Raw genomic sequence first — 24,007 nt, forward strand, 5'->3', positions numbered from 1 at the left:
GTTTTCCGTCGGGCCCGGCTCGCACTATTCCGCTGCTGGCAGGGCGCCGCAAATTTCTTTTTGACTAGAAAACATGCCTGCTGGTTATATTCGATCCGAAGCCAGCGGCGGAGTCCTGCATGCGGATCACCCATCGACAGCTCGAAGCCTATATCCAGTTCATGGAGACCGGCAGCGTCACGGCCGCGGCCGAGCGGATGCGGCTGTCGCAGCCGGCGATGAGCAAGATCCTGGCGGGACTCGAAATCGACCTCGCGCTCACCCTGTTCGAGCGCAAGCGCAAGCGCCTGATCCCGACGCATCAGGCCCAGTTGCTCTACAAGGAGGTGCGCCGGCTCTTCGCCTCGCTGAGCGATGTCGAGCGCTTCGCGCGTGACCTGCGCGACCTGCGCTCAGGCGAACTCAGGATCGTCTCGGCGGCCTCGATCGGCCATACGCTGGTGGCGGATGCGCTCGTTGCCTTCGCCGAAACCAATCCGGCGATCTCGGTGACGCTCGACGTCTCCAGCGTCGTCGGCAGCGACGTGCTCGGCCAGAATGTCGATATCGGCTTCTCGGTCAGCCATTTCCATCACCCGGACCTGCTGACCGAGCCGCTCTTCCATGCCGATGCGGTCTGCGTGATGCGGCGGGACCATCCGCTGGCGTCGCGGGACGTAATCGTGCCGCGCGATCTCGAAGGCGCGGAGTTCATCTCCTTCACCCGCAACAGCCGGATGCGGCACCTGACCGATGCGGTGTTCGAGCAGCAGCGCATCTCGCGCAAGATGCGGGCGGAGGTGTTCTCCTCGGTCGAGGCGAACGCACTCGTCTCACGCGGCTTCGGCATTGCCATCGTCGAGCCGATGACGGTGCATCAGGGCTTCTGGCCGGATCTGGTGGCGCGCCGTTTCGAGCCGACCATCGCCTTCACTTTCAACGCCATCGTCTCGCGCAACCGGCCGGTTTCGCCCCTGACCAAGGCCTTCCTCGCCGAACTTCGAGGGCGGATCGTCGCGCTCGCCAATGGCGACGATCCGCGCGCCGCTGACAGCCTGACCGTGCGCCTGCCGCAGCGGCGCACGCGCGACGGCGCCGGGTCAGGCGCCGTCGTGGCGGACGAAGAAGGTGAGCCCGGCGACGCGATCGAGGATGATGACCGCGAGGAAGGTGATCAGCACGCTGATCGTTGAGATCGCGGCCAGCACCGGCGTCGCCGAATCCTGGACGAAGGAGAAAATCTGGACCGGCAGGGTCGAGATGTTCGGCCCGATCAGGAACATCGTCACGGTGACCTCGTCAAAGGAGATGATCCCGGCGAAGAGCAGCGAGGTCAGGATGCCTGACCGGCACATCGGGATGACGATGTCCTTGAGCGCGCGCCATTCGCTCGCGCCCATCACATTGGCGGCGCGCACCAGATCGGGGTCGAGGCTGCGCAGGGCGATATGGATCGGCCGGTAGGAGAAGGGCAGCGTCACGATGAGATGGGCGAGCACGATGCCCGGCGCCGTGCCGATCAGCCCGAACTGGGCGACGAGCGCGACCATGGCGACGCCCATCGCGGCATGCGGGAAGAACAGCGGCGAGAAGATCGCCAGTTCCAGCCAGGTCGCGAGCTTCGGTGCGTGGCGCTGCGTGTAATAGGCGGCCATGAAGTTGACGATAGTGACGATCACCGCCGTCACCGCCGCGATGCCGACGCTGATCGCGAAGGCACGCGGCCAGCGCGGATCGAACAGCGCATCGCGATACCAGCGCAGGCTCAGGCCTTCCGGTGGGAACTGGATATAGCTGGTGTCGCTGAAGGAGGCGCCGATGATGATCAGGATCGGCGCCGGCAGCGAGATGAGCAGCAGGATGCCGGCCCAGGTCGAGAGTTTGGGATTTGCCGTCATCACGCTCACTCCAGGGTTCCGATCAGCCGGCGCTCGATGGCCTTCAGCAGGAGCAGCGACAGGAAGCTGATGGCGAGCAGGCAGATCGACCAGGCGGCGGCCTTGTTCAGATTGAAGGTGTACATGACCTCCTGGTAAATCTGCGATCCGACGAACTGGTGTGACATGCCGCCGAGCACGATCGGCGTGACGATCGCGCCGATGCTCGCCAGGAAGATCACGATCAGCGCCGTGAAGGCGCCCGGCAGCGACAGCGGCAGCACGATGCGCCGGAAGGTCTGGAAGCGGCTCGCGCCCAGCACGCCGGAGGCCTCCTCCAGATTGCTCTCGATCGCCAATAGCGAGGACAGGATCGAGATCACCGCGAAGGGGATCAGAACGTGGGTCAGGCCGATGATGATGCCGAGGTCGTTGAACATCAGCGCCAGCGGCTGCTCGATGATGCCGGTCCAGGCGAGCATGCCGTTGATGACGCCCTTGGGGCCGAGCAGCACGAGCCAGCCATAGGTGCGCACGACCAGGCTGACGAGCCAGGGCACGAGAACCACGATCAGGAGCGTGTTGCGCCAGCGTTCGAGCCGCCAGAGCAGCAGCGCGATCGGATAGGACAAGGCGACCGAGAGCAGGGCCACCGTCAGCGATGACAGGATCGTCCGCGCGAAGATGACCTGATAGTCGCTGCGGTTGAGTATCTGGCGGAAATAGCGCAGCGACCAGCCATCGGCATCGGCGAAGCCGTTCGAGAAGAGCTGGAAGACCGAGGCGAAGAACAGGCCGAGCAGGACGAGGACCGGCAGGAGCAGCAGCGCCTTGGCCGGCGAGGCAGGCTGCGTCTCCGTCATGGCTTCTCTCCGAAGCTCGCGGCCGCCGGCGCCGCGAGGGGTTCGAAGATCTGCGCATCGGCAGGATCGAAGGCGATGCGGCAGGCGGCGCCGGCTTCCGGCAGGGCGGCGCCGTCACTGGCCAATCGCACCGCGACGAGCCGCTGCTCGCCGCAGCGCAGGATGAAGCGCAGGACCGGGCCGAGCGCGATGCGCTCGATGACGGTGCCGGGCAGCGTGATGCGCCCGCTGGCATCGGCATCCGGCGGCAGGATCGTGATGCGCTCGGGGCGCAGGCCGATCACGCAAGGCGCGGCGGGGACAGGCGAGAAGCCGCGCAGGCCGCTCGCCGGCAGGGCATGACGGCCGTCGGGGCCATCGATCTCGATGGTGTTGCCTGTCACTCCTGCGATGCGGCCGGGGACCTCGTTGAGCTCGCCGACGAACTTGGCGACGAAGAGATTGGCGGGCTGCGAATAGATCGCGGGCGGCGTGTCGTATTGCTGGATCAGGCCTGCGCTCATCACCACGATGCGATCCGACATCAGGGTCGCTTCTTCCTGGTCGTGGGTGACGAAGACGAAGGTGGTGCCGAGCTCGCGCTGGATTTCCTTGAGGGCGACCTGCAGCTGCTTGCGGAGCTGCAGGTCGAGCGCCGAGAGCGGCTCGTCGAGCAGCAGGATCGAGGGTTCGAGCACCAGTGAACGGGCCAGCGCCACGCGTTGCTTCTGCCCGCCGGAGAGCTGCGAGATGCGACGGCTGCCGAGATGACCGAGGCCGACGAGATCGAGGAAGGTGCCGACCTTCCGGCGCAGCTCCTTCTCCGGCACGTTGCGCAGGCGCAGGCCGTAGGCGACGTTCTCCTCGACCGAGAAATGCGGGAACAGCGCGAGGTTCTGGAAGACCATGCCGATCGGTCGGCGCTGCGGTGGCAGCCCCGCCATGTCGCGCCCGTCGATCGCGATCCTGCCGGCGGTGGGTTGGATGAAGCCGGCGATCAGGCGCAGCAAGGTGGTCTTGCCGCAGCCGGAGGGGCCGAGCAGCGTGACGAAGGTTCCGGCTTCGACCGCGAGATCGAGGCCGGAGAGCACCGTCGTCGCGCCATAGGCCTTGGCGACGCCGGCGACATGGATGGAACCGCGGGCCGCACGGGAGGGCGCGGCCTGCGCGAGGGCTTCAGGCTGGGCAGGGGACATCGATCGAATCCGCCGGGTAAGCGAGTGGAATGAGGAGGTGTGCGGCGGATCGCGACTTCAGCGCTGAAATCTAGCGCTTGCCGGCGGCGATCTGCTCGACCCGGTTGAGCCGATCCTCATAGTCGCTGACGATGACATTCCAATCGGGAATATACATCTTCTTCATCAGCGCCTCGCGGGTCATGCCGAGATCCTGCTCATATTCGGGCGGCAAGACGGCCTTGTTATTGGTGGGTATCGAGCCGTTCTGGCCGGAGATGCGGGTCTGCGCGGCGGCATCCAGAAGTTCGTTGAGATAGGTGATGGTCTGCGCCCGTTCGGCGGAGCCCTTCGGCACCACGACGACATAGGGCAGCATCAGCGCGCCCTCCTTGGGGATCGCCAGCTCGATGGTCTTCTGGCCGTCGCGGCGCAGGCTCCAGACGCGCGTCGAGTAGAACGGCGCGGCCGTGACCTCGCCCCGTGTCAGCAGCGTGTTCATATGGGCGAGCGAGGTATAGGTCGTCAGCGAATTGGCGAAGATCGCCTTCAGCGGCTCGATGCCGGGCTCGATCTTGGCCGCGCCGCCGCCATTGGCATGGGCGAGGATGGTGAGGTCGTAGGAGGTCGCGTAGACCGGGCGCGTGACCGCCAGCTTGCCCTTCCAGCGGGCGTCGGTGAGGTCGTTCCAGGACTGGAAATCCGAGGCCTTGGCCAGCGTGTTGTTGAAGGCGATGCCGTAATAGCCGAAATGCGTGGCGAGGCCGACGATCTTGCCGTCCTTGTTCCGGACGACGAGTTCCTTCGGCAGGTTGGCGATCGCGGGGATTTCCTTGTCCTCGAAGGCTTCGAGCAGGTTCGACTTGGCGAGACCGATCGCCTCGAAATAGGTGACCTCGACCACGTTATATTGCGAGGCGGAGGGCGAGCGGACGGCGCCGGCCGTGTTCGGCACCTCGGCCATGCGGGCGGCGATGCCCGTCTTCTGGGTGAACGGAACCTGGAAATGCTCGCGCAGCACGGCTGCGCCGCCACCGCCCCAGGTCGCGTGAATGACTTCGGCCGCGCTCGGGCTGGCGCTGGCGGCCAGCATCGACAAGGCGAACACCCATGGTTTCATCTGATGGCTCCCGATTCTCGTGCGGGCCGTTCTGCGCGGCCTCGATGACGGGAGCCTCCCGCGTGCCAACCCTCATTGCAAATTCAAAGGAATCCGAACTTCATTCCAGGAAGTTATGAATGAGTGGGAGCTAGGGTGGGCGGCATACTTTCAGGTCCGCGTTATGTCATTCCGGGGCGCGCCGCAGGCGCGAACCCGGAACCCACGACCGGGTGAGGTATGACGTGTTCGGTTGCTAGGGGCTCGCCCGGCCGTGGGTTCCGGGTTCTTCGCTTACGCGAAGCCCCGGAATGACAAGGGGGGAGCTTTGGGCGGGGCGTCCGAGTGCCTACAGGCCGACCTCCCCCAGCACCAACCGCTTGGTGCGATCGCTGTTGATGACCAGGCGATCCTTCGTGATGCGGACGGTGAACAGCCAGGGCAGCACCCAGGGGCAGACGCGCCACTGGTCATGAACCTCGGTGCTGACGGGGTGAGCGAAGAAGAAATCATCGCCATGAGCGACGAGCCTGACGCGCTGGCTGCCCTCGGGTGAGGACAGGGTGAGATGCAATTCCGAGCCGGCCTTGCGGGTCTCGCCGCAGAAGGCGCCAGACTGCGCCGCGAAGCGTCTGCCGGCGAAGCGGTCGAGCGGGGTCGCGGTCGGCACGATCGGAACGAAGTGGCGCGTGCGGCCGAAGCGCGTGGCAGAGAGGGCTCCGCCAGCTTCCAGCTTCAGCGCGAAAGCCGGGATCGAGGCCTGCGGCTGCCAGCTTCCATCACCGACGGGCAGCAGTGGCGCGCCGCCCATGTTCATCACCAGATAGGGCTGGCCCTGGCGGAGCTCGATCTGGAAGGCATCGTCGCCGGCTTCGTCGCGATAGGTGCCGACGGGGAGGTCGAAATCCTGCTTTCGTCCTTCATCGGCTTCACCCAGCAGGTCGCGGGCGATCGAGCGGGCGAGGACATAGGGCGCGCAATCGTCATGGTTGGCGAGCAGGACGATGCCGAGATCGGCCTCCTTGAAGCGCACCGATTCCGAACGCGCGCCGGCGATCCAGCCGCCATGGCCGACCGCCTCGCCGAGCGTGCCGTAGTCGCGCACCAGCCCGTAGCCATAGGGCGAGGGGACGCCGTTGATCGTCACGCCGGCATCTTCCATGCGCGCGATCATCTGGGCGTCGCCGATCTTCGGCTGCCGCAGGTTCTGCTGCCAGATGATCATATCGTGCAGCGTCGAGACCATGCCGCCTTCGCCGCCGATGGCGATGCCCCAGGCGGCCTTCAGCCAATTGCCATCGGGGCCGCGGCGGTGATGCCCGGCGAGCCGCGGCAGGATCACGTCGTCGCGCGGCATCAAGGCGGTGTCGTGCATGCCGAGCGGGCCGGTGATGCGCTCCTTCAGGAGGTCGTTGAAGCTCTGGCCCGACACCTTCTCCAGGATTTCGGAGAGCAGCAGGAAATTGCTGTTGCTGTAGAGCAGGTCGTAGCCCGGCTCGAAATTGAGCTCGCTCTGCCGGCCGACGACGTCGCAGGCGTATCGGCGCGAGGAGGGCGCGAGGATCGGCACACCGCCGATCGTCATCATCTCGAGGATGTCGCGCAGGCCCGAGGTGTTCGAGGCGAGGTGATGCAGGGTGATCGTCCGACCGTAATCGGGCAGCCAGGGCAGATGGGTGCGGACATCGTCCTGCAGGGAGAGGCGGCCCTCGCGCTCCAGCGCCAGCAGCAGCCATGTCGTGAACTGCTTGCTCTGCGAGGCGATACGCACAACCGAGCGGCTGGAGAGCGGAATGCCATTGGCGAGGTCGGCCATGCCATAGGCAGCCTCATGCACGACCGCGCCGCCGGAGAGGACGGCGATCACCATGCCCGGCGAGGTCTCGCTATTCCAGGCCGCGACATGCGGGGCGATGCGGGCGGCGATCGTGGCGGGGTCGAGGGCGAGAGAGGCGAGGGGCATGGCAGGCTTTTAGGCTGGAGGCTGATGACGTTGAAGCGCCGCGTTTCCAGGGGAAACGCGGCGCTTATGGTTTAGCGCTTGATCTCGACGTTCCAGAAGGCCGGCCAGGGCGACGGGGTGAAGCCCGTGAGACCCGGCGCGACGGCCGAGAGTGCGCTGAAATTGCCGATCTTCACGATCGGGGCCTGCTCGAAGATCAGCTTCTGCAATTCGACCCAGTGCTTGACGCGGGCGTCCTGGCTGGTCGCGCTGTTGAAGGCATCGAGCGCCTTTTCCTTCTCCGGCGTATCCCACCAGCCGCCGGCCGTCTTCGACAGGATGAAGTTGAGCGCCGGCTCCGGCAGGAAGGGGCTGTGAGTGATGAAGACTTCCCAGAGCTCCGGCTTCTTGTTGCGCTGGATCATGGTCGCCCAGTCGCTGACCTGGAGATCGACCTTGAAGCCGGCCTGCTCCAGATAGATCTGCGCGACCTGCGCCATCTTGTAGTGGAACTCGTACTGGCGGCTGGTCAGGATACGGATCGGCTCGCCCTTGTAGCCGGCCTCCTTGAGCAGGGCGGCCGCCTTCTTGTCGTCGGCGATGTTGTAATTGCCCTTGACGCCGACATCGCTGCGCCAGGCATAGCCTTCCGGATACATCGCGCCGTCGACGGCATAGAATTTCGGATCGCCGAAGCCGGCGGCCAGCATGTCCGCCTCGCTCAGCGCCGCCTGGACGGCGCGACGAACCTTCTCGTTCTTGAGCGGGCCTTCCTTGTTGTTCATCACGAAGATCGGCCAGCCGAAATTGTTCAGCAGGGCCGGCTTGGCCTTGCCCTTCTCCAGCCGCGCGAAAGCTTCGACGGGCAGGGAGTCGACATAGTCGTACTGGCCGGCGATGGCCGCCTCGACGCGGGTATTGGCGTCGGGCACCGGGACGAAGCGGATCTCGTCGAGCTTGGCGATGCGGGCGCCGCCGAAGCCGTCGGCCTTCTCGCTGCGCGGCTTGTAGCCGTCGAAGCGGGCGAGCTGAACATACTGGTCCGGCTTGTGCTCCTTCAGCCGGTAGGGACCGGTGCCGATCACCTCCTTGAGCGGCGTCGCCAGGGCCTCGGCCGGCATGATCGCGGCGGCGGAGTTGTTGAAGGCGAGCAGCGAGAGCAGCGGCGCATAGGGCTGGCTCAGCGTGATGGTGACCTCGCTCGGCCCGGTCGCCGCGACCGACTTGACGTAGAGCGCCGTCTGCTTGCCGCGCGAGGCGACCTCCATCCAGCGCTTCAGCGAGGCGACGACGTCCTCGGCGGTCATCTCGCGGCCGTTATGGAACTTGATGCCGGGGCGGAGCGCGATCTTGTAGGCCGTGCCGTCGGCGCTGATCGTCGGCATGGCCTCGGCCAGGAGCGGGGTAACGTTCCACTTGCTGTCGAAGGTGAAGAGCGTCTCGAAGACATGCTGCGAGATCATGCCGACGAGGTCGGTCGCGCTGATGCCCGGATCGAGCGAGGCGGGCTCGCCGATCACCGCGACATTGACGATGCCGTCGGCCTGCTGTGCAGGGCTTGGCGAGATGGTCGAAAGCGAGATCGACGCGGCGACCCCCACGAATGCAAGCAGTTTCCTCATCGTCTTTTTATTCCGTAATTATGTTATATAGACCATAATAGGCAATCATCCGCCCGGAACGCTGTCAAGCGATGCACGGCGCAGGTTTCGGCGAAACATCTGTGAGCGATCAGCGTTTCCACTGTCGTCGCTCCAACTGCGGACAGTGGTCATGCAGGGCTGGATTCCGGGCCCGGGTGGCGGCATGGTTCCCGCGATTGTCGATCGAGGCGAGGAGAGGTCCCTTGGATATCACGCGCGCAGGCTCCCGGCCTTCCGGGAAAGGGCCCTCGGACTGGTTCACCGGAACGGTCAGGATCGACCCGCTCTGCAACGCCCATGCGGCCGAGCGCGTCCAGGGCGCGAGCGTCACCTTCGAGCCGGGCGCCCGCACGGCCTGGCATACCCATCCGCTCGGGCAGACGCTGATCGTCACGGCCGGGCTCGGCCGCGTGCAGAGTTGGGGTGGGCCGATCCTGGAGATCCGGCCCGGCGACGTGGTCTGGTTTCCGCCGGGCGAGAAGCACTGGCATGGAGCTTCGCCGGCGACCGCGATGACGCATATCGCGATCCAGGAGGTTCAGGACGGCAAGGTCGTCGACTGGATGGAGCAGGTTTCCGATACGCAATATGGCGGATAGCGGATATCTTGGCTTTTATTTCGTTGCGAAATGGATCATTGTTAGGCGTATCTGTTTAACGTTTGCGTAACTTTACGAGAGATGTCCATGCGACCCGAGCGCGTGCCACGGTTTCCGGCACCTGTTCATGCTCCCAGCTTCGGCCGGCGGCCGCAGGCTGCGAACGATAACGAGCCGGAGATCGCGGACGGCGTGGTCAGCATCCTGATCGGCCGCTCGCTGATGATCGGCGCGGCGCTGCTCGGCCTGACTCTCGTGGCCGGATGGGGCCTCTGGCTCGGCCGGGCGGCGTGGCGCCACTTCTTCTGATCCGAAGCCGGGCTGACTTCATCCGTTTCATTTTGATGCAGGCGCGGTATCCCGCTTCGGTGCAGGCAGTTTCGCGCGGCACGGTAAGATGAGCCCAGCGCAGCGGCCGCGCCGTCAGCGCGCGTTGGCGAACGCCTTCCTGCTCAGGACGGTCCGGATCAGGATCGTGATGTCCAGCCAGAACGACCAGTTGTCGATATACCAGTGATCGTAGGCGACACGGCCGGCCATCTTCTCGTCGGTATCGGTTTCGCCGCGGAAGCCGTTGACCTGCGCCCAGCCGGTGATGCCGGGCTTCACGTTATGGCGGCGGGCATAATTGGCGATCTTGCGCTCGAATTCGATATCATGCGCCAGCGCATGGGGCCGCGGTCCGACGAGCGACATGTCGCCGGCGACGACGTTCAGGAGCTGCGGCAACTCGTCGAGATTGTAGCGCCGCAGCAGATGGCCGAGACGCGTGATCCGGGGATCGTTGCGCTTGGCCTGGACGATCACCTTGCCGTCATCGACCGTGGTCATCGTGCGGAACTTGAAGATGCGGAAAGCCTGCTGGTTGAAGCCGTAGCGGCGCTGGCGGAACAGCACCGGGCCTGGCGAGTCGAGCCGGATCAGCAGCGCGATCATGAGAAGCAGCGGCAGGGCCAGGATGATGCCGCAGGAGGCGGCCACGATGTCGAACGCGCGCTTGGCCGCGACCTCGCCCGTGGAGAGCGGCTGACGCGTCAGGCGCAGGCTGGACAGCGTCCCGGTATGAACGACATGCGCGTTGGCGAAGCGCTCCATGATCGGTTCCGGCGCGAGGTGGATCGCGACCGGCAGGTTCATGAAGGCATCGACGCAGGCCGAGATGGTCTCCTGGTCCGACCAGGGAAGGGCGATGAAGACGGCATCCGGCCGCTTGAGCCGGCAGCTCGCCACGGCGGCGGCGAGATCCGAGGCCAGGGCGGCGCCGCCGGCTTCACGCGACGATTGCAGGAAGGCGACATCGGTGACCGCGAAGCCCATGTGCCAGGGCTTGTGCCGCGAGACGAAGGACATGATGTTCGCCTCCCGGCCGATGAGGAAGGCGCGTTCGGCGGTGATCCGCCCGGCGCGGCTGCCAGCCGCGATCAGCCGCACGACCGCCGAGCGGGACAGGGCCATCACGGGGATGCCGGAGAAATAGGTCGCCACCATGACGGCACGCGAATAGTGATCCGCGATCTTGGCGAGGAACAGCAGGATCAGGAAGACGACTACCGTGATGTTCCAGACTGCGAAGGCCGAACGCATCTGGCCCCGTGTCGAGAGGTAGTTGGCGATCTGGTAGCGCCTGCGCATCAGGTTCACGAAGACGAACAGCGTCGCCAGCATCGCGGCCAGCTCCGGCGTGGCGCGGTCCACGCCCGGCCGGCCGTTGGCGCTGAGGAAGTAGGCGAACGAGACGATGTAGACGAGCCCGGCGACCATGGCCGCATCGATCATGGCTGTGAGCGGGCCGAGCCAAAGGCGCCAGAGTCCCGACCGATGGTCGGGCAGGGCCTGTGGCCTCCTGCTCAGATGATCGACGCTCATTCATTCCCCCGGCCTGCGCATGTCCCGTTGCGGCACAAAATGCCGGTGCGCGGTCATCGACGGAGGGAAAGTGGCAAGGCGTATGCCGTGGCGATGCGTGCCGGATCGGGGCAGGCGGGGCTGTTCAGCCGAGACGTCAGCCCGTTGCCGGACATCTCTGCCCCGGACTGAATCAGGCAGGCTTGCGCAGGCGCAGGGCCATCGCGTCGAGAGCGGCGGCGGCGATGCTGCCGAGCGCGGCACCGGCGACCTTCACCATGGCATCATGCGGCAGGCCGTGGCGGGTCTTTTCCAGCGTCTGGAGCCATTCGAGGCCGATCGCCAGACTGACGATGCCGCCCAGCACGAGCCAGCGCCGGCGCGGATAGGCAAAGGAGAAGGTCGCCGCTGCAGCGCAGTAGGCGAGGAAGCGTTCGGCATCCGCCCCGAAGAGCGGGATATGCGGGCGCGCCTCGATTGGCGAAAGCGTCGAGAACAGAATCGTGAGCAGCGCAGCCCAGCCTGCAAGCCCGGCGAGGCGACGAAACGTGTCGAGCGAAAGGACCAAGACCAGGCTCCGGACGAAAGGCGAGGCGGGGCGCGCAAGATAGAGACCGGCACCGACGAAACATGCGGGGGCGGGGCGGCTCCAGATCTTATGACGACGCAAAAGCGACGAAGCGATGGCGGCGGCGGAGGTTGCAGCCGAAGCGCGCCGCGTTTCGCTCTGATCCTCTAGCGCTTTGATCTTGCATCGGCTTTGCCCGAAAACCGCGTGCCACTTTTCGGGCCGATGCTCTAGCATGCCGTCAGCACATTCGCAGATGGAGGCTCGATGATCGATTCGTCCGCAATGCCCGCGACGGCGCGGATCGCGCGGGGTGGGAAGGCGATCTATGGCGTTCCCCTGGGCATCCTGATGCTGGAGGCCCGCTTTCCGCGGATCCCCGGGGACATGGGCAACGGTACGACCTGGCCCTTCCCGGTGCTCTATCGCGTCGTCGGCGGCGCCAGCCCCGAGAAGGTGGTGCTCAAGGGCGCGGCCGGGCTGCTGCCGGATTTCATCGAGGCGGCGCGCGACCTCGTCCGGCTCGGTGCCGAGGCGATCACCACCAATTGCGGCTTCCTCTCGCTGTTCCAGCGCGAGCTTGCCGCCGCCGTCGGCGTGCCGGTCGCGACCTCCTCGCTGATGCAGGTGCCCTGGGTGCAGGCGACGCTGCCGCCGGGCAAGCGCGTCGGCGTGGTCACCGTCTCGGCAGGGTCGCTGACGCCGAAGCATCTGGAGGCGGCCGGCGTGCCGCTCGACACGCCCGTCACCGGCACCGAGAACGGGCGCGAGTTCTTCCGCGTCCTGATCAAGGCCGAGAAGGACGACATGGATGTCGAGCTTGCCCGGCAGGACGTTGTGCAAGCGGCGCTCGATCTGGTCGCCCGCCATCCCGATGTCGGCGCGATCGTGCTGGAATGCACGAACATGCCGCCCTATGCGGCCGATGTGCAGGCGGCGACCGGGCTGCCCGTCCACGACATCTATTCGCTGATCAACTGGTTCCACGCCGGCTTGAGGCCGCGCCGCTTCGGCTGAACTTATCCCCGGTCCTTCCAGCCGCCCGATAATCCGCCTCGCCGAAATCCCCGCCCGCGAGGCCCCATGACCGACACGCCCCGTCTTTCCCTGCCGCTGCTCGCCGCCGGGCAGGCCCAGAAGCACGTCACCCATAACGACGCCCTGATCCGGCTCGACGGCCTGATTCATCTCACTGTCGACAGCCGGACGCAGACCGCGCCGCCGGAGTCGCCGACCGAACTCTCGGCCTATATCGTGCCGGCCGGAGGCACAGGCGCCTTCTCCGGCCGCACCGATCAGGTCGCGCTGTTCGAGGATGGCGGCTGGACCTTCCTCGCCCCGCGCGCCGGCTGGCAGGCCTGGGTGATCGACGAGGCCGAACACAATCTCTGGACCGGCACGGAATGGCGCCGCGACAGCCCGCTCAGCAGCCTTGGCGCCGAGCGCTGGGGCGTGAACGCGACTGCGGACACGACCAACCGCCTTGCGGTGTCCTCGGAGGCGAGCCTGTTCAACCATGCCGGCAACGACCACCGGCTGAAGATCAACAAGAACGCGGCGGGCAACACGGCGAGCCTGCTGTTCCAGAGCAACTGGTCGGGCCGGGCCGAGTTCGGCCTCGCCGGCGACGACGACTTCCGGGTCAAGGTCAGCGCCGATGGCTCGGCCTGGCATGATGCGCTGGCGATCGACCGGGCCTCGGGAAGCGTCGCCTTGCCGGGCTCCCTCTGGGCTGTGGGAACGAACCTGCTGGTCAACGGCGACATGGCGGTCAACCAGCGCGGCTTTGCGGGCGGTGCGCTGGCGGCCGGCGTCTACGGCTTCGATCGCTGGAAGGCGGCGACGGGCGGCGCGAACCTCTCGCTCGGCGGCTTCACCATCACGTTGACGTCGGGTGCGATCATCCAGCCGGTCGAGCCGGCGCTCTGGGGGCTTTCGTCCTTCGCCAGTCTGCCGTTGACGCTCTCGGTCGAGGATCTCGCCGGCGGCAGTCTCGCGGTCACGCTTGGCAGCCAGTCCGGCACGATCACGGCCGGGGCAGGGCGCCGCTCGGTGACGCTGACGCCTGCGGTCGGCGATACCGGCGTGCTGCTGGTGCGGCTCTCGCCGAGCGCGGGCGCCGTCAGCTTCGTGCGGGTCAAGCTGGAGTGTGGGCGGCTTGCCACCGGCTGGGCGGCGCGCCCGCTCTCGCTCGAGCAGATGCTATGCCGGCGCTATTACCTGAAGCAGGGTGGACAGGTGCTGATCGATGCCTATCAGGCCGCTGCGGCTGCGAGCCGGGAGAGCCTGATCCTGCCGGTGCCGATGCGGGCGACGCCGAGCGTCACGGCCACCGTGTCGCTGGAGATCAACGTGCAGGGTACCGACCGGGGCGTCGTCGCGCAGTCGGCCGAGCGGGCCTATGCCTATGTCACCGCGCAGGCGCTGGGGCGGGTGAGGGCGGCTTTCGACGCCATCACCTTCGACGCGGAATTGTGAGGCTCACTCGCTGACGAGCTTGCGGGCGCGCAGCAGGGCAAGCAGCCCTTCGTCGCGGCGTTCCTCGAGCTGCGCGATCGTGCGGCCGGCCGCTTCCTCGGCGACACCCTCGATGATCTTGTGCTGGGTGTCCGCGTCGAGCGAGGGCGTGCCGAGGGATTGCCAGCGCCGGACCTGGCTCGGCCCGAGATGGGCGAGATAGCCGGCGATGCCGCCTTCGCCGCCGCCGAGATGATAGGTCATGTGCGGCCCCATCAGCGCCCAGCGCAGGCCGGGGCCGTTGCACAGCGCGGCGTCGATCTCGGCGACGCTGGCGACGCCCTGCTCGACCAGATGGACGGCCTCGCGATAGAGCGCCGAGGCCAGCCGGTTGGCGACATGGCCGGGCATCTCGCGCTGGAGGATGACCGGGCGCCGGTCGAGGCTGCGGTAGAAGGCGGCGGCGCGCGCCACGACTGCCTCGTCCTCGCCGACGATCTCGACCAGCGGCACCAGATGCGGCGGGTTGAAGGGATGGGCGACGATGACCCGGCGCTTGTCCCGGCAATCGGCGACGATCGCGCTGCGCAGCAGGGCCGAGGTGCTGCTGGCGATGATCACCTCGGGTGGCAATGCCGCGTCGAGCCGGGCGAGCAGCTCGCGCTTGGAAGCTTCGTTCTCCGGCCCATTCTCCTGAACGAAATCAGCGCCTTGCAGGGCTTCGCCGAGATCATCCGTGAATTGATACTGGCCGGTATTGGAGAGCCCGAGCTCGGCGAGCTGCCCGCGGGCACGATCGACCGCGTGGCGGAATCGTTCTTCGGCACCGGAGGCGGGATCGTAGGCCGAGACGTTCAGGCCGTGGCCCATGGCGAGCGCGGCCCAGGAGCTGCCGATCAGCCCGGCGCCGATGATGGCGACGCGCTCGATATCGCGGATATCCTGCATCAGTGGATCTCGGGTTCCGGCACCTTCGCCGTCCCCTCCAGATAGTCGAAATCGCAGCCCTTGTCGGCCTGGCGGATATGGGCCGCCGACATCTTGCCCCAGCCGCGCGGATAGTCGCGATCGGGCGGCGTCCAGACGGCGAGGCGGGCGGCGATCTCCGCCTCGGTGAGGTCGACCGAGATGCTGCGCGCCTCGACATCGACACTGATGATGTCGCCGGTCTGCACCGCGGCGAGCGGGCCCTTGATATAGGCTTCCGGCGCGACATGAAGGATGCAGGCGCCGTAGCTGGTGCCGGACATGCGGGCATCCGAGATGCGCAGCATGTCACGCACACCCTGCTTCAAGAGCTTCTTCGGGATCGGCAGCATGCCCCATTCCGGCATGCCGGGACCGCCGACCGGGCCGCAGTTCTTGAGCACCATGATGTGGTCTGCGGTGACGTCGAGATTCTCGTCGTTCACGGCCTGCATCATCGCATCGTAATGCTCGAAGACGATGGCCGGGCCGGAATGCCTGAGCAGGCGCGGCTCGGCGGCCGAAGGCTTGATGACGCAGCCATCGGGGGCGAGGTTGCCCTTGAGCACGGCCAGCCCGTTGGCTGTCGATACGGGCTTGTCGAGCGGGCGGATGACGTTGTCGTCATAGACCTGGGCGAGCGCGATGGTCTCGGCGATCGGCTTGCCGGTCACCGTCATCGCATCGGTGTGGAGCTTGCTTTCGAGCTGCTTCAGCAGGGCTGGCAGGCCGCCGGCATAGAAGAAATCCTCCATCAGGAAATCGCCGGAAGGGCGCAGGTTCGCCACGACCGGAACATTGCGCGAGAAGGCGTCGAAATCATCCGGTGTCAGCGGCACGCCGGCGCGGCCGGCCATGGCGACGAGATGGATGATTGCGTTGGTGGAGCCGGCGACGGCCATATGCACGGTCAGCGCGTTCTCGAAGCTCTTCCGGGTCAGTATCCGGTCGGGCGTCAGGTCTTCCCAGACCATCTCGACGATGCGCTTGCCCGCCATCGCGGCCATGCGCGGATGGGCGGCGTCGGCGGCGGGGATGGCGGAGGCGCCGGGCAGGGTGAGGCCGAGCACCTCGGCATGGCTCATCATCGTGGCGGCCGTGCCCATCACCATGCAGGTGCCGTAGGAGCGGGCGATGCCGCTCTCCATGTCCTTCCACTGGTCGGCGTTGATGTTGCCGGCTTCCTTCTCGGCCCAGTATTTCCAGACATCGGCGCCGGAGCCGAGCACCTTGCCGGCCCAGTTGCCGCGCAGCATCGGCCCGGCCGGCACGAAGATGAAGGGCAGGCCGGCGCTGCAGGCACCCATGATCAGGGCGGGCGTGGACTTGTCGCAGCCGCCGAGCAGGACGGCGCCGTCAAGCGGATGGGAACGGATCGATTCCTCGGTCTCCATCGCCAGGAAGTTGCGATAGAGCATCGTCGTAGGCTTCTGATATTGCTCGGAAACCGACATAACGGGGATTTCGATGGGGAAGCCGCCAGCCGCCCAGACGGCACGCTTCACGGCTTCCGCGCGGTCGCGCAGATGGGTGTGGCAGGGGTTTATCTCGGACCAGGTGTTGATGATGCCGATGACCGGCTTGCCCATGAACTCCTCATGGCCGAAGCCCATCTGCAGTGCCCGCGAGCGGTGCCCGAAGGAGCGCAGGTCGCTCGCGCCGAACCAGCGCCAGCTGCGCAGAGTCTCGGGCGTCTTGCGGGGGCGGGCGGACATGGGCGTTTCCTCGGTGATTTTTTGTTGGTTCAACGGTTTGTCATTCCGGGGCGGTCCGCAGGGCCGAACCCGGAACCCACGACCGGGTGAGGCGATCCCCGCTCTCTTTGAAGGGCTCACCCGGTCGTGGGTTCCGGGTTCATCGCTGCGCGACGCCCCGGAATGACAGAGGTTATTCCGCGGCCGCGCGTTGGCCACCCCAGCTCGACACGATGCCGCGCAGCTCCGCCCGCTCGGCCTCGTTCAGCTCGGGCAGGCCGGGGAGACGGACCGGGCCGACATTCGTGCCGAGGAGACCCAGCGCCTCCTTCACCACGGTGACATTGGCGCCGTTGCCATATTTGGTGCGCAGCTTCTCGAAGCCGGCAATGGCATCGACCTCGCGGCGGGCGGTCTCGTAATCGCCGGCTTCCAGCGCGCGCCAAACTGCGAGCGAGCGTTCCGGCGCGACATTGATCAGGCCCGAGGTGAAGCCGCGGGCGCCCAGCGCATAGAAGGGCGCAGCCCAGCCCTCGGCGAGGCCGCAGATCCAGTTGGCCGAAGAGCCTTCCGTCTCGCGCACGCAATCGGCGAGCAGCATCATGTTGTTCGAGGCGAATTTCACGCCGGCGACATTCGGATGGGTCGCGACCCGGATCAGGTCCTTCACGCCGATCGCGTCCGAGCGGATATAGGCGACGAGTGGGATCGTCAGCGCTTCGGCGATGGCGAGGATGTAGTCGGCTTGGGATTGCGGCGCGGCGAAGGGATCGAGCGGGTGGTGCACCATCGCGGCATCGCAGCCTGCCTTGGCCGCGAGCTTTCCGGTCGCGACCGCTTCGCGCAGGGATCTGCCGATGCCGGCGGTGACCAGCGCCTTGCCGGCCGCGGCTTCAGCGGCGGTCGCGTGCGAGCGCTCGACCTCGGCGGTCGTCATCGGGTAGAACTCGCCGGTATTGCCGGCCGAGACGATGTTGTGGATGCCGGCCTCGGCGATGCGCCGGACGATCCTGCCGGTCAGCGCCCAGTCGGCCTCGCCATCCGCCTTCCAGGCCGTGACATGAACGCCGGAAATGCCGCGCAGTGCGCGGCGGACCTTGTCATTCGTCATAATTCAATCCCTCCGCATCCGCGCCGAAAACCAGCCTGACATGGGCCTTCGCCGAGCGGACGATGTGACGGCGCATCCTGAGTTCGGCGCGCGCGGGATCGCGCGCCAGAAGCGCTTCGTAGATGCCGCGGTGTTCCTCGAAGCCTCTCCGGCGCTCGTCCGGTTCGGAATGCAGGGCGATGCGCTGGGCATGGTCGTACATGCGCTGGCCGTCGAGGCGGCGCTCCAGATAGGTGCAGCCGGAGATGCGGTGGATCGCGCGGTGATAGGCCTCGTTCAGCGCGACGAGGTCCTCGAGATCGCCATGCTCGGTCGCCTGTTCCATCTCGGCGATCAGCTTGCCGAGTTCGGCTGCACCGTCCTCGGTCAGGTGGTTCGCGGCGATATGGGCCATGACGCTTTCGAGCGCGGCGCGGCCGAGCGCCATTTCCAGGGCCTGCCGCGGCGAGAACTCGACGAAGACGCCACGGCGCGCCTCCGTCCGAACCAGCCCCTCGCTTTCCAGCTTGCGGATCGCGTCCTTCACCGGCGTCGTGCTGACGCCGAGCATCTCGGCAAGGTGGCGCTCGTTCAGCCGCTCGCCATTGCGGAAGCGGCCGGCGACGATGGCGCGGCGCAGGCGCTCATGGACATGCTCGCGTAGCGAACGCAGCAGATCGGGAGCGACGGGTTCGACGGCAGGCTGCAACATGGTTCTTCCGGGGCGCGCTACTGAGGCCGCTTCACCGCGGCTGCCAGCTCATGCGCCATGGCCATCAAACAGCATAAAGCGTCGTGTCCGGCAATCTGAAATTTCAGATTTCAAATCTGTGATCCTGTGTTATCGCTTGGAACAAGCGCCCGTCATGAGGCGCAGGCGGAATTGTCCGCGACGGGGAGACGAACCGATGAGTATCACGCGCAGAACCATCATCGCCGCCGCCTGCCTGGCTGCGGCAGGCCCCGCCTTCGCGCAGGGCGACTATCCCGGCAGCAAGGTGGTCACCATCGTCGTGCCCTTCGCGGCCGGCGGTACGACCGACCTGCTCGGGCGCATCCTGGCCGACCGGCTGGGCCAGCGGCTCGGCGGCAAGTTCATCGTCGAGAACCGGCCGGGCGCCGGCGGCAATACCGGCGTCGCCACGGTGGCGCGTGCGCCGGCCGACGGCTACACGCTGACCATGGGCACGGTGTCGAGCCATGCGATCAACCCGGCCGTCTATGCGAAGCTGCCCTTCGACCACATCAAGGATTTCGCGCCGATCTCGCAGGTGGCGAGCGTGCCGAACATCCTGATGGTCAATATCGACCTGCCGGCCAAGACCGTGCCGGAATTGATCGACCTGCTGAAGAAGAACCCCGGCAAATACTCGTTCGGCTCTTCGGGGGCAGGCACCTCGACCCATATGGCGGCCGAGCTGTTCAAGGTCTCGACCGGCACCGACATGGTGCATGTGCCCTATCGGTCGAGCGGGCAGGTGACGCAGGACCTGCTCGGCGGCCAGATCCAGATCACCTTCGATAACATCACCATCGCCTGGCCACATGTGCAGGAGGGCAAGATCCGCGCACTCGCCACCGCGACGCCGAAGCGGCTCGATGTCGCCAAGGACCTGCCGGCGCTGTCGGAGTTCATCCCGGGCTACGATGCCAGCTCCTGGCACGGCTTCTTTGCGCCGTCCGGCGTGCCGAAGGAGATCGTCGCCAAGCTCTCCAGCGAGACGCAGGCTATCATGCGCGAGCCGGCGGTGATCGAACAGCTCAGGAAGCTCGGCGTCGACCCGGTCGGGTCCTCGCAGGAGCAGTTCACCGCCCATATCGCCTCCGAGACCAAGCGCTGGGCCGAGGTCGCGCAGAAGGCGAATGTGAAGATCGAGTGAGGGCCGGGGCGGGAGTCCGCCAAGGCTGCAGGGGCAATTGCGTAATTGCTTCCGACCAGAGCCCCCTTGTCATTCCGGGGCTTCGCGCAGCGAAGAACCCGGAACCCACGACTGGGTCAGCCCTTCACAGCCGGCTTTGCGATGTCCAGCCCAGTCGTGGGTTCCGGGTTCGCGCCTGCGGCGCGCCCCGGAATGACAAGCGTAGTTCGAGACCGCTTTTTGCTCAGTGCTCAAACAGCCGGCGCTTTGATCAGCGCTGGCCGGTGAAAGCCTTGGCCAGCGCGTCGGCATGCTTGGCCACGAGGCCGAGATCGGAGCCGACAGCGACGAAGCGATAGCCCCATTCGATATAGCGGCGCGCATCGGGCTCGGACGGCGTCAGGATACCGGCCGGCTTGCCGATCGCGGTCAGGCGCTTCACCGCGTCCTGGATCGCGGCCTGAACCTCGGGATGGCCGGGATTGCCGATATGGCCAAGCGAGGCCGAGAGATCGGCAGGGCCGATGAAGACGCCGTCGACGCCATCGACCGAGGCGATCTCCTCGATGCGGGCGAGCGCCTCGCCGGTCTCGACCTGCACCAGCACGCAGATCTCGCCATCGGCGCGCTTGAGATAGTCCGGCACGCGCCCGTAATGGCTGCCGCGGCCGCTGACGGTGATGCCGCGGATGCCGGCGGGCGGATAGCGGCAGGCGGCGACGGCCTTGCGCGCTTCCTCGGCATTCTGGACAAAGGGCACGAGCACGGCCTGCACGCCGATATCGAGCAGGCGCTTCAGCAGCACCGCGTCATTCCAGGCCGGGCGGACGATCGGGGTCGCGGTGCCGCCCTTCAGGGCCTGCAACTGGGCGAGAACGTCGGGCGGTTCGTTCGGGGAATGCTCGGTATCGACCAGGATCCAGTCGAAGCCGCTCTGGCTGATGATCTCGGAGACGATCGGGCTGCACAGGCTGCTCCACAATCCGATCTGAAGCTCGCCGCGCTTCAGCGCGGCCTTGAAGGCGTTGGCAGGCAGATCCACGGCGTTTCCCCTCGGGCGATTGGATTGGCGACGCTGCCCGGCCGGCCGGAGCCTGCGGGCGCGCACTGACTCGGTTAGATCATACCGAACGGGCAAGGGGACCCGGCGGCAGGAGATGGCGGGGTTGCAGCCCGAGGGCGGATCAGGCGGCCGCTCTCGCGACGGCTTCGACGAGCCAGCGCAGGGCAGGGTCCGCGAGTGCGCGCCGGGCGTGGACGAGGTCGATGGCGAAGGCCGGGCTCTCGAAGGGAAGCGGCAGCACCGCGACCCCGGCGCTCTCGGCGAAGCGCCGCGCCACTCGCTCGGCCATGGTCGCGACGAGATCGGTGCCGGCGACGGCGAAGGGCACGGCGACGACATGCGGCAGCGTGACCGCGATCCGGCGTTTCAGGCCTTGGCGCGCCAGCCTGTCGTCGATCGCGCTCGGCAGCCCATCGCCGCCGGCTGCCGAGAACAGGGCATGGGGCAGGGCGGCGTATTCGCCGATGCCGAGAGCGGCCGAGCGGGCAGCGTGCCCCTGATCGCGGATGCAGACGAAGCGTTCGTCGAAGAGCCGCCGGCGCAGGCTCGTCGATGAATCCGGGAGATGGCCGCCGATCAGGGCGTCGAGTTCGCCGCGTTCGAGCTTCGCCAGCGCCGCTGCCGCATCCGTGATCGGGCGGGCGACGAGGTCGATGCCCGGCGCTTCCCGGCGCAGCAAGGCGACGAGCGCCGGCACGATGACGAGGTCGCCGTAATCCGTCACGGCGATGACGAAGCGCCGCCGCGAGGTCGCGGGATCGAAGCTCTGTCCGGGGGCAAGCGCGCCCCGAATCTGCTCCAGCGCCGCGCCGATCGGTTGCGCGAGGGCCAGCGCCTTGTCGGTCGGCTGCATGCCGCCGGGGCCGCGCAGGAAGAGTTCGTCGCTGAACAGGTCGCGCAGCCGCCGGAGCGCGCTGCTCATCGAGGGCTGGGCCAGGCCGATCCGGCTTGCCGCGCGGGTGACGTGGCGCTCCTCCATCAAGGCCTCGAAAGCCACCAGCAGGTTGAGGTCGATCGCAGCTAAATTCATTCGAACAATGATGAAGATATCAAAAATCGATTTCAATAATGAAATCGGCCGACCTAGCTTGCGCCGGACACGATCGACGATCTGGACGCCGCATGACGAATTCCCTTCTGCGCTTCGCACCGCGCGGACCGACCCTACTGATCGTGGGCGTGCTTGCCGGGCTTGCCTTTCCGGCACTGGCCGAGGCTATCCGTCCGGCGATGGCGGCGTCGATCTTCGTCATTGTGCTCGGCACGCTGCTCCGTGTGAACGCGGCCGATTTCATACGGACGCTGCGACAACCGCGCTTCTCGGCGCTCTTGCCCGCCATGGTGATGCTGGTTTGTCCCGTGCTGGTCGGAGCGGCCGCTCACCTCACAGGGGTCGGCCCAGAGCTTGCCCTCGCCATGGTGCTCGCGGTCTGTGCGCCGCCATCGGGCGGCACGGCCGCCGTGGCGCGGATGCTGGGGCTCGACGCGACGATCCCGCTCGCGGTCACGCTGTTGTCGATGGCGCTGGCGCCATTGAGCGTGCCGCTGCTGGCGGCCTGGTTCGCCGGCATCGCCTTCGATCCGGTCGAGCTGGCGCTGCGACTGTTCGTGCTCACTGCGGGCGCGGCCGGTGTCGCCTTGCTTTTGAGGCAGTGCGCGTCGGCAACCCTGGAGCGCCATGCCGGCCTGGTCGACGGGCTGGTTCTGGCCGCACTCCTGATCTTCGCGACGTCGACGATGGCCGGGGTGCGCGCCCAGATCGAGGCCGAGCCCATGGCCGCCCTTGTCTGCGTTATCATCGCCTTTGCCTGCAACCTCGCCCTGCAGGGGCTTGGCGCGGCGCTGTTGCCGGGCACCTTGGCCGAGCGGCTCGGCATCGGCCTGATCCTCGGCAATCGCAATGTCGGGCTGGTCTGGTCGGCGCTCGGCGCCTCGACCTCGCCGACCATGGCGCTTTTCTTCGCCGCGACGCAGTTTCCGATCTACATGACCCCCCGCCTGATCGCATTCCTGATACGCTGGGCCACGCCGGAGAAAGCCGTTTCATGACCACCCCCACGTTGACCGAAGAGATCGCCCAACGCTTCGCCCGCATCGCGCTCGGCCATGTCCGCCGCGAATATCCGAACAAGCCGGACCATACGCTGGCCGGGCCGCAGGATGCGCAGACGCCGAGCCAGCTGCATCCGGTGTTCTATGGCAGCTATGACTGGCATTCCTGCGTGCACAGCTACTGGATGCTGGCGCGCCTGCTGCGGCGCTATCCGACGATGGAAGCGGCGGCCGATATCGTCGCGCTGTTCGACGCGCAGCTCGTCCCGGAGAAGGTCGCGGTCGAATGCGCCTATCTCGCGCAGCCGACGGCGCGCGGCTTCAAGCGGCCCTATGGCTGGGGCTGGCTCCTGAAGCTCGCTGCCGAACTGAAGGGGCTCGATGACGGACGCTGGAGCCGGGCGTTGGAACCGCTCGCCGAAGCCTTCGCCCAGCGCTTCCGCGATTTCCTGCCAATCGCGACCTATCCGGTGCGGGTCGGCACGCATTTCAACACGGCTTTCGGCCTGCGGATGGCGGCGGACTATGCCGATGCGAGCGGGGATGGCGCCTTCCTGACCCTGCTGCGCGAGACGGCGCTGCGCTGGTATGGCGCCGACGAAGATTGCCCGGCCTGGGGCGAGCCGAGCGGCGACGATTTCCAGTCCTCGGCGCTGATCGAGGCCGAATGCATGCGCCGCCTGCTGCCGGCAGAGCGCTTCCTGCCGTGGTTCGAGCGCTTCCTGCCGCGCATCGCGCAGCAGCAACCGGCGATCCTGTTCAAGCCGGCGACGGTGACGGACCGGACCGACGGCAAGATCGCGCATCTCGACGGGCTCAATCTCAGCCGCGCCTGGTGCTGGAGCGCGCTGGCTGCGGTGTTGCCGGAGTGGGACGCGCGGCGCCCGGTCATCGCAGGCGCCGCGAAGCTCCATCTCGAAACCGGGCTGCCGCATATCGCCGGCGACTACATGGGCGAGCACTGGCTTGCGAGTTTCGCGGTGCTCGCTATCGAGGAACGCTAGGCGGTCAGGCAATTTGATCCGGCACTACCTTTGTCATTCCGGGGCGTGCCAAAGGCACGAACCCGGAACCCACGACCGGGTGAGACATCTGCTGTTCAACGGCCAGCGGTCCGCCCAGTCGCGGGTTCCGGGTTCTTCGCTGCGCGAAGCCCCGGAATTGTCTGTTTGAGTTTTGGTATTGTTGTGTGGTTCCGCGGAAGCGGTATGCCTGGTCCGGCTGGCCGGCCGGACCAGGCGCGGCCCGCCGACCGTC

Annotated in this window: 22 protein-coding genes; 8 read left to right on the forward strand and 14 right to left on the reverse strand. The window is 66.8% G+C overall.

Annotated features, from left to right (window positions below; all coding sequences use genetic code 11):
- The first annotated feature begins 119 nt into the window (after positions 1-119).
- Entirely contained in the window at positions 120-1,172 is a 1,053-nt protein-coding gene (locus tag WFK61_RS22360; RefSeq protein ID WP_336814270.1) for a LysR substrate-binding domain-containing protein, read from the forward strand.
- Here WFK61_RS22360 and WFK61_RS22365 read toward each other — a convergent pair.
- The 6 genes from WFK61_RS22365 to WFK61_RS22390 all read right to left on the reverse strand — a co-directional run bounded on the left by WFK61_RS22365 (position 1,080) and on the right by WFK61_RS22390 (position 8,536).
- Positions 1,080-1,877: an ABC transporter permease gene (locus tag WFK61_RS22365; RefSeq protein WP_336814271.1), complete on the reverse strand. Its 798-nt coding sequence runs from the start codon at positions 1,875-1,877 to the stop codon at positions 1,080-1,082. The two genes, WFK61_RS22360 and WFK61_RS22365, sit on opposite strands and share 93 nt — an antisense overlap.
- Positions 1,878-1,882: 5 nt before the next feature.
- On the reverse strand, positions 1,883-2,719 hold the full coding sequence (locus WFK61_RS22370; RefSeq protein ID WP_336814272.1) for an ABC transporter permease: 837 nt from the start codon (positions 2,717-2,719) through the stop codon (positions 1,883-1,885).
- Positions 2,716-3,894, reverse strand: a complete 1,179-nt coding sequence (locus WFK61_RS22375; RefSeq protein ID WP_336814273.1) for an ABC transporter ATP-binding protein — start codon at positions 3,892-3,894, stop codon at positions 2,716-2,718. Before WFK61_RS22375 ends, WFK61_RS22370 begins: the two co-directional genes overlap by 4 nt.
- A gap of 70 nt (positions 3,895-3,964) precedes the next feature.
- On the reverse strand, positions 3,965-4,993 hold the full coding sequence (locus WFK61_RS22380) for an extracellular solute-binding protein (protein ID WP_336814274.1): 1,029 nt from the start codon (positions 4,991-4,993) through the stop codon (positions 3,965-3,967).
- 328 nt (positions 4,994-5,321) lie between these two features.
- A complete protein-coding gene (locus tag WFK61_RS22385) occupies positions 5,322-6,935 on the reverse strand; it encodes a serine hydrolase domain-containing protein (RefSeq protein ID WP_336814275.1) in 1,614 nt (537 codons plus the stop codon).
- Between the two features lie 71 nt (positions 6,936-7,006).
- Positions 7,007-8,536 carry an ABC transporter substrate-binding protein gene (locus WFK61_RS22390; RefSeq protein ID WP_336814276.1) on the reverse strand — a complete coding sequence of 510 codons (1,530 nt, stop codon included), beginning with the start codon at positions 8,534-8,536 and terminating at the stop codon, positions 7,007-7,009.
- 224 nt (positions 8,537-8,760) lie between these two features.
- Here WFK61_RS22390 and WFK61_RS22395 point away from each other — a divergent pair, with 224 nt between their 5' ends.
- On the forward strand, positions 8,761-9,156 hold the full coding sequence (locus tag WFK61_RS22395) for a (R)-mandelonitrile lyase (RefSeq protein ID WP_336814277.1): 396 nt from the start codon (positions 8,761-8,763) through the stop codon (positions 9,154-9,156).
- A gap of 87 nt (positions 9,157-9,243) precedes the next feature.
- The gene (locus WFK61_RS22400) at positions 9,244-9,465 is read left to right on the forward strand and encodes a hypothetical protein (RefSeq protein ID WP_336814278.1); all 222 of its coding nucleotides are present in this window, start codon (positions 9,244-9,246) and stop codon (positions 9,463-9,465) included.
- A 114-nt stretch (positions 9,466-9,579) separates the two neighbouring features.
- Here WFK61_RS22400 and WFK61_RS22405 read toward each other — a convergent pair whose 3' ends face one another.
- A complete protein-coding gene (locus tag WFK61_RS22405) occupies positions 9,580-11,022 on the reverse strand; it encodes an undecaprenyl-phosphate glucose phosphotransferase (RefSeq protein WP_336814279.1) in 1,443 nt (480 codons plus the stop codon).
- A 172-nt stretch (positions 11,023-11,194) separates the two neighbouring features.
- Complete coding sequence (locus WFK61_RS22410) at positions 11,195-11,569, reverse strand: VanZ family protein (RefSeq protein ID WP_336814280.1); 375 nt, start codon at positions 11,567-11,569, stop codon at positions 11,195-11,197.
- Between the two features lie 267 nt (positions 11,570-11,836).
- Here WFK61_RS22410 and WFK61_RS22415 point away from each other — a divergent pair, with 267 nt between their 5' ends.
- Both WFK61_RS22415 and WFK61_RS22420 read left to right on the forward strand, forming a co-directional pair.
- The gene (locus WFK61_RS22415; RefSeq protein ID WP_336814281.1) at positions 11,837-12,586 is read left to right on the forward strand and encodes an aspartate/glutamate racemase family protein; all 750 of its coding nucleotides are present in this window, start codon (positions 11,837-11,839) and stop codon (positions 12,584-12,586) included.
- Between the two features lie 66 nt (positions 12,587-12,652).
- A complete protein-coding gene (locus tag WFK61_RS22420) occupies positions 12,653-14,047 on the forward strand; it encodes a DUF2793 domain-containing protein (protein WP_336814282.1) in 1,395 nt (464 codons plus the stop codon).
- A 3-nt stretch (positions 14,048-14,050) separates the two neighbouring features.
- Here WFK61_RS22420 and WFK61_RS22425 read toward each other — a convergent pair whose 3' ends face one another.
- The 4 genes from WFK61_RS22425 to WFK61_RS22440 all read right to left on the reverse strand — a co-directional run bounded on the left by WFK61_RS22425 (position 14,051) and on the right by WFK61_RS22440 (position 18,488).
- Positions 14,051-14,974, reverse strand: a complete 924-nt coding sequence (locus tag WFK61_RS22425; protein ID WP_336814283.1) for a 3-hydroxyacyl-CoA dehydrogenase NAD-binding domain-containing protein — start codon at positions 14,972-14,974, stop codon at positions 14,051-14,053.
- Positions 14,974-16,707 carry an L-arabinonate dehydratase gene (gene araD, locus WFK61_RS22430; protein WP_336814284.1) on the reverse strand — a complete coding sequence of 578 codons (1,734 nt, stop codon included), beginning with the start codon at positions 16,705-16,707 and terminating at the stop codon, positions 14,974-14,976. The genes WFK61_RS22425 and araD overlap by 1 nt, the downstream gene beginning before the upstream one ends.
- 172 nt (positions 16,708-16,879) lie before the next feature.
- The gene (locus tag WFK61_RS22435) at positions 16,880-17,797 is read right to left on the reverse strand and encodes a dihydrodipicolinate synthase family protein (protein WP_336814285.1); all 918 of its coding nucleotides are present in this window, start codon (positions 17,795-17,797) and stop codon (positions 16,880-16,882) included.
- Entirely contained in the window at positions 17,787-18,488 is a 702-nt protein-coding gene (locus WFK61_RS22440) for a GntR family transcriptional regulator (RefSeq protein ID WP_336814286.1), read from the reverse strand. The genes WFK61_RS22435 and WFK61_RS22440 overlap by 11 nt, the downstream gene beginning before the upstream one ends.
- Before the next feature lie 196 nt (positions 18,489-18,684).
- On the opposite strand from WFK61_RS22440, the gene WFK61_RS22445 reads away from it, so the two are divergent.
- Positions 18,685-19,656: a Bug family tripartite tricarboxylate transporter substrate binding protein gene (locus WFK61_RS22445; protein ID WP_336814287.1), complete on the forward strand. Its 972-nt coding sequence runs from the start codon at positions 18,685-18,687 to the stop codon at positions 19,654-19,656.
- A 250-nt stretch (positions 19,657-19,906) separates the two neighbouring features.
- Here the strand turns inward: WFK61_RS22445 and WFK61_RS22450 are convergent, their stop codons facing one another.
- On the reverse strand, positions 19,907-20,677 hold the full coding sequence (locus WFK61_RS22450; protein WP_336814288.1) for an HpcH/HpaI aldolase family protein: 771 nt from the start codon (positions 20,675-20,677) through the stop codon (positions 19,907-19,909).
- A 142-nt stretch (positions 20,678-20,819) separates the two neighbouring features.
- Positions 20,820-21,728, reverse strand: coding sequence for a LysR family transcriptional regulator (locus WFK61_RS22455; protein ID WP_336814289.1), 909 nt, complete (start codon positions 21,726-21,728; stop codon positions 20,820-20,822).
- A gap of 92 nt (positions 21,729-21,820) precedes the next feature.
- Here WFK61_RS22455 and WFK61_RS22460 point away from each other — a divergent pair, with 92 nt between their 5' ends.
- Both WFK61_RS22460 and WFK61_RS22465 read left to right on the forward strand, forming a co-directional pair.
- Positions 21,821-22,747: a hypothetical protein gene (locus WFK61_RS22460; protein WP_336814290.1), complete on the forward strand. Its 927-nt coding sequence runs from the start codon at positions 21,821-21,823 to the stop codon at positions 22,745-22,747.
- Positions 22,744-23,754 (forward strand): DUF2891 domain-containing protein, encoded by a 1,011-nt coding sequence (locus WFK61_RS22465; RefSeq protein WP_336814291.1) that lies wholly within the window; start codon positions 22,744-22,746, stop codon positions 23,752-23,754. The genes WFK61_RS22460 and WFK61_RS22465 overlap by 4 nt, the downstream gene beginning before the upstream one ends.
- The last annotated feature ends 253 nt before the right edge of the window (positions 23,755-24,007 follow it).

Origin of the sequence: Allobosea sp. MMO-172, from assembly GCF_037147855.1 — a bacterium.
In the GTDB taxonomy this organism is placed as follows: Bacteria; Pseudomonadota; Alphaproteobacteria; order Rhizobiales; family Beijerinckiaceae; genus Allobosea.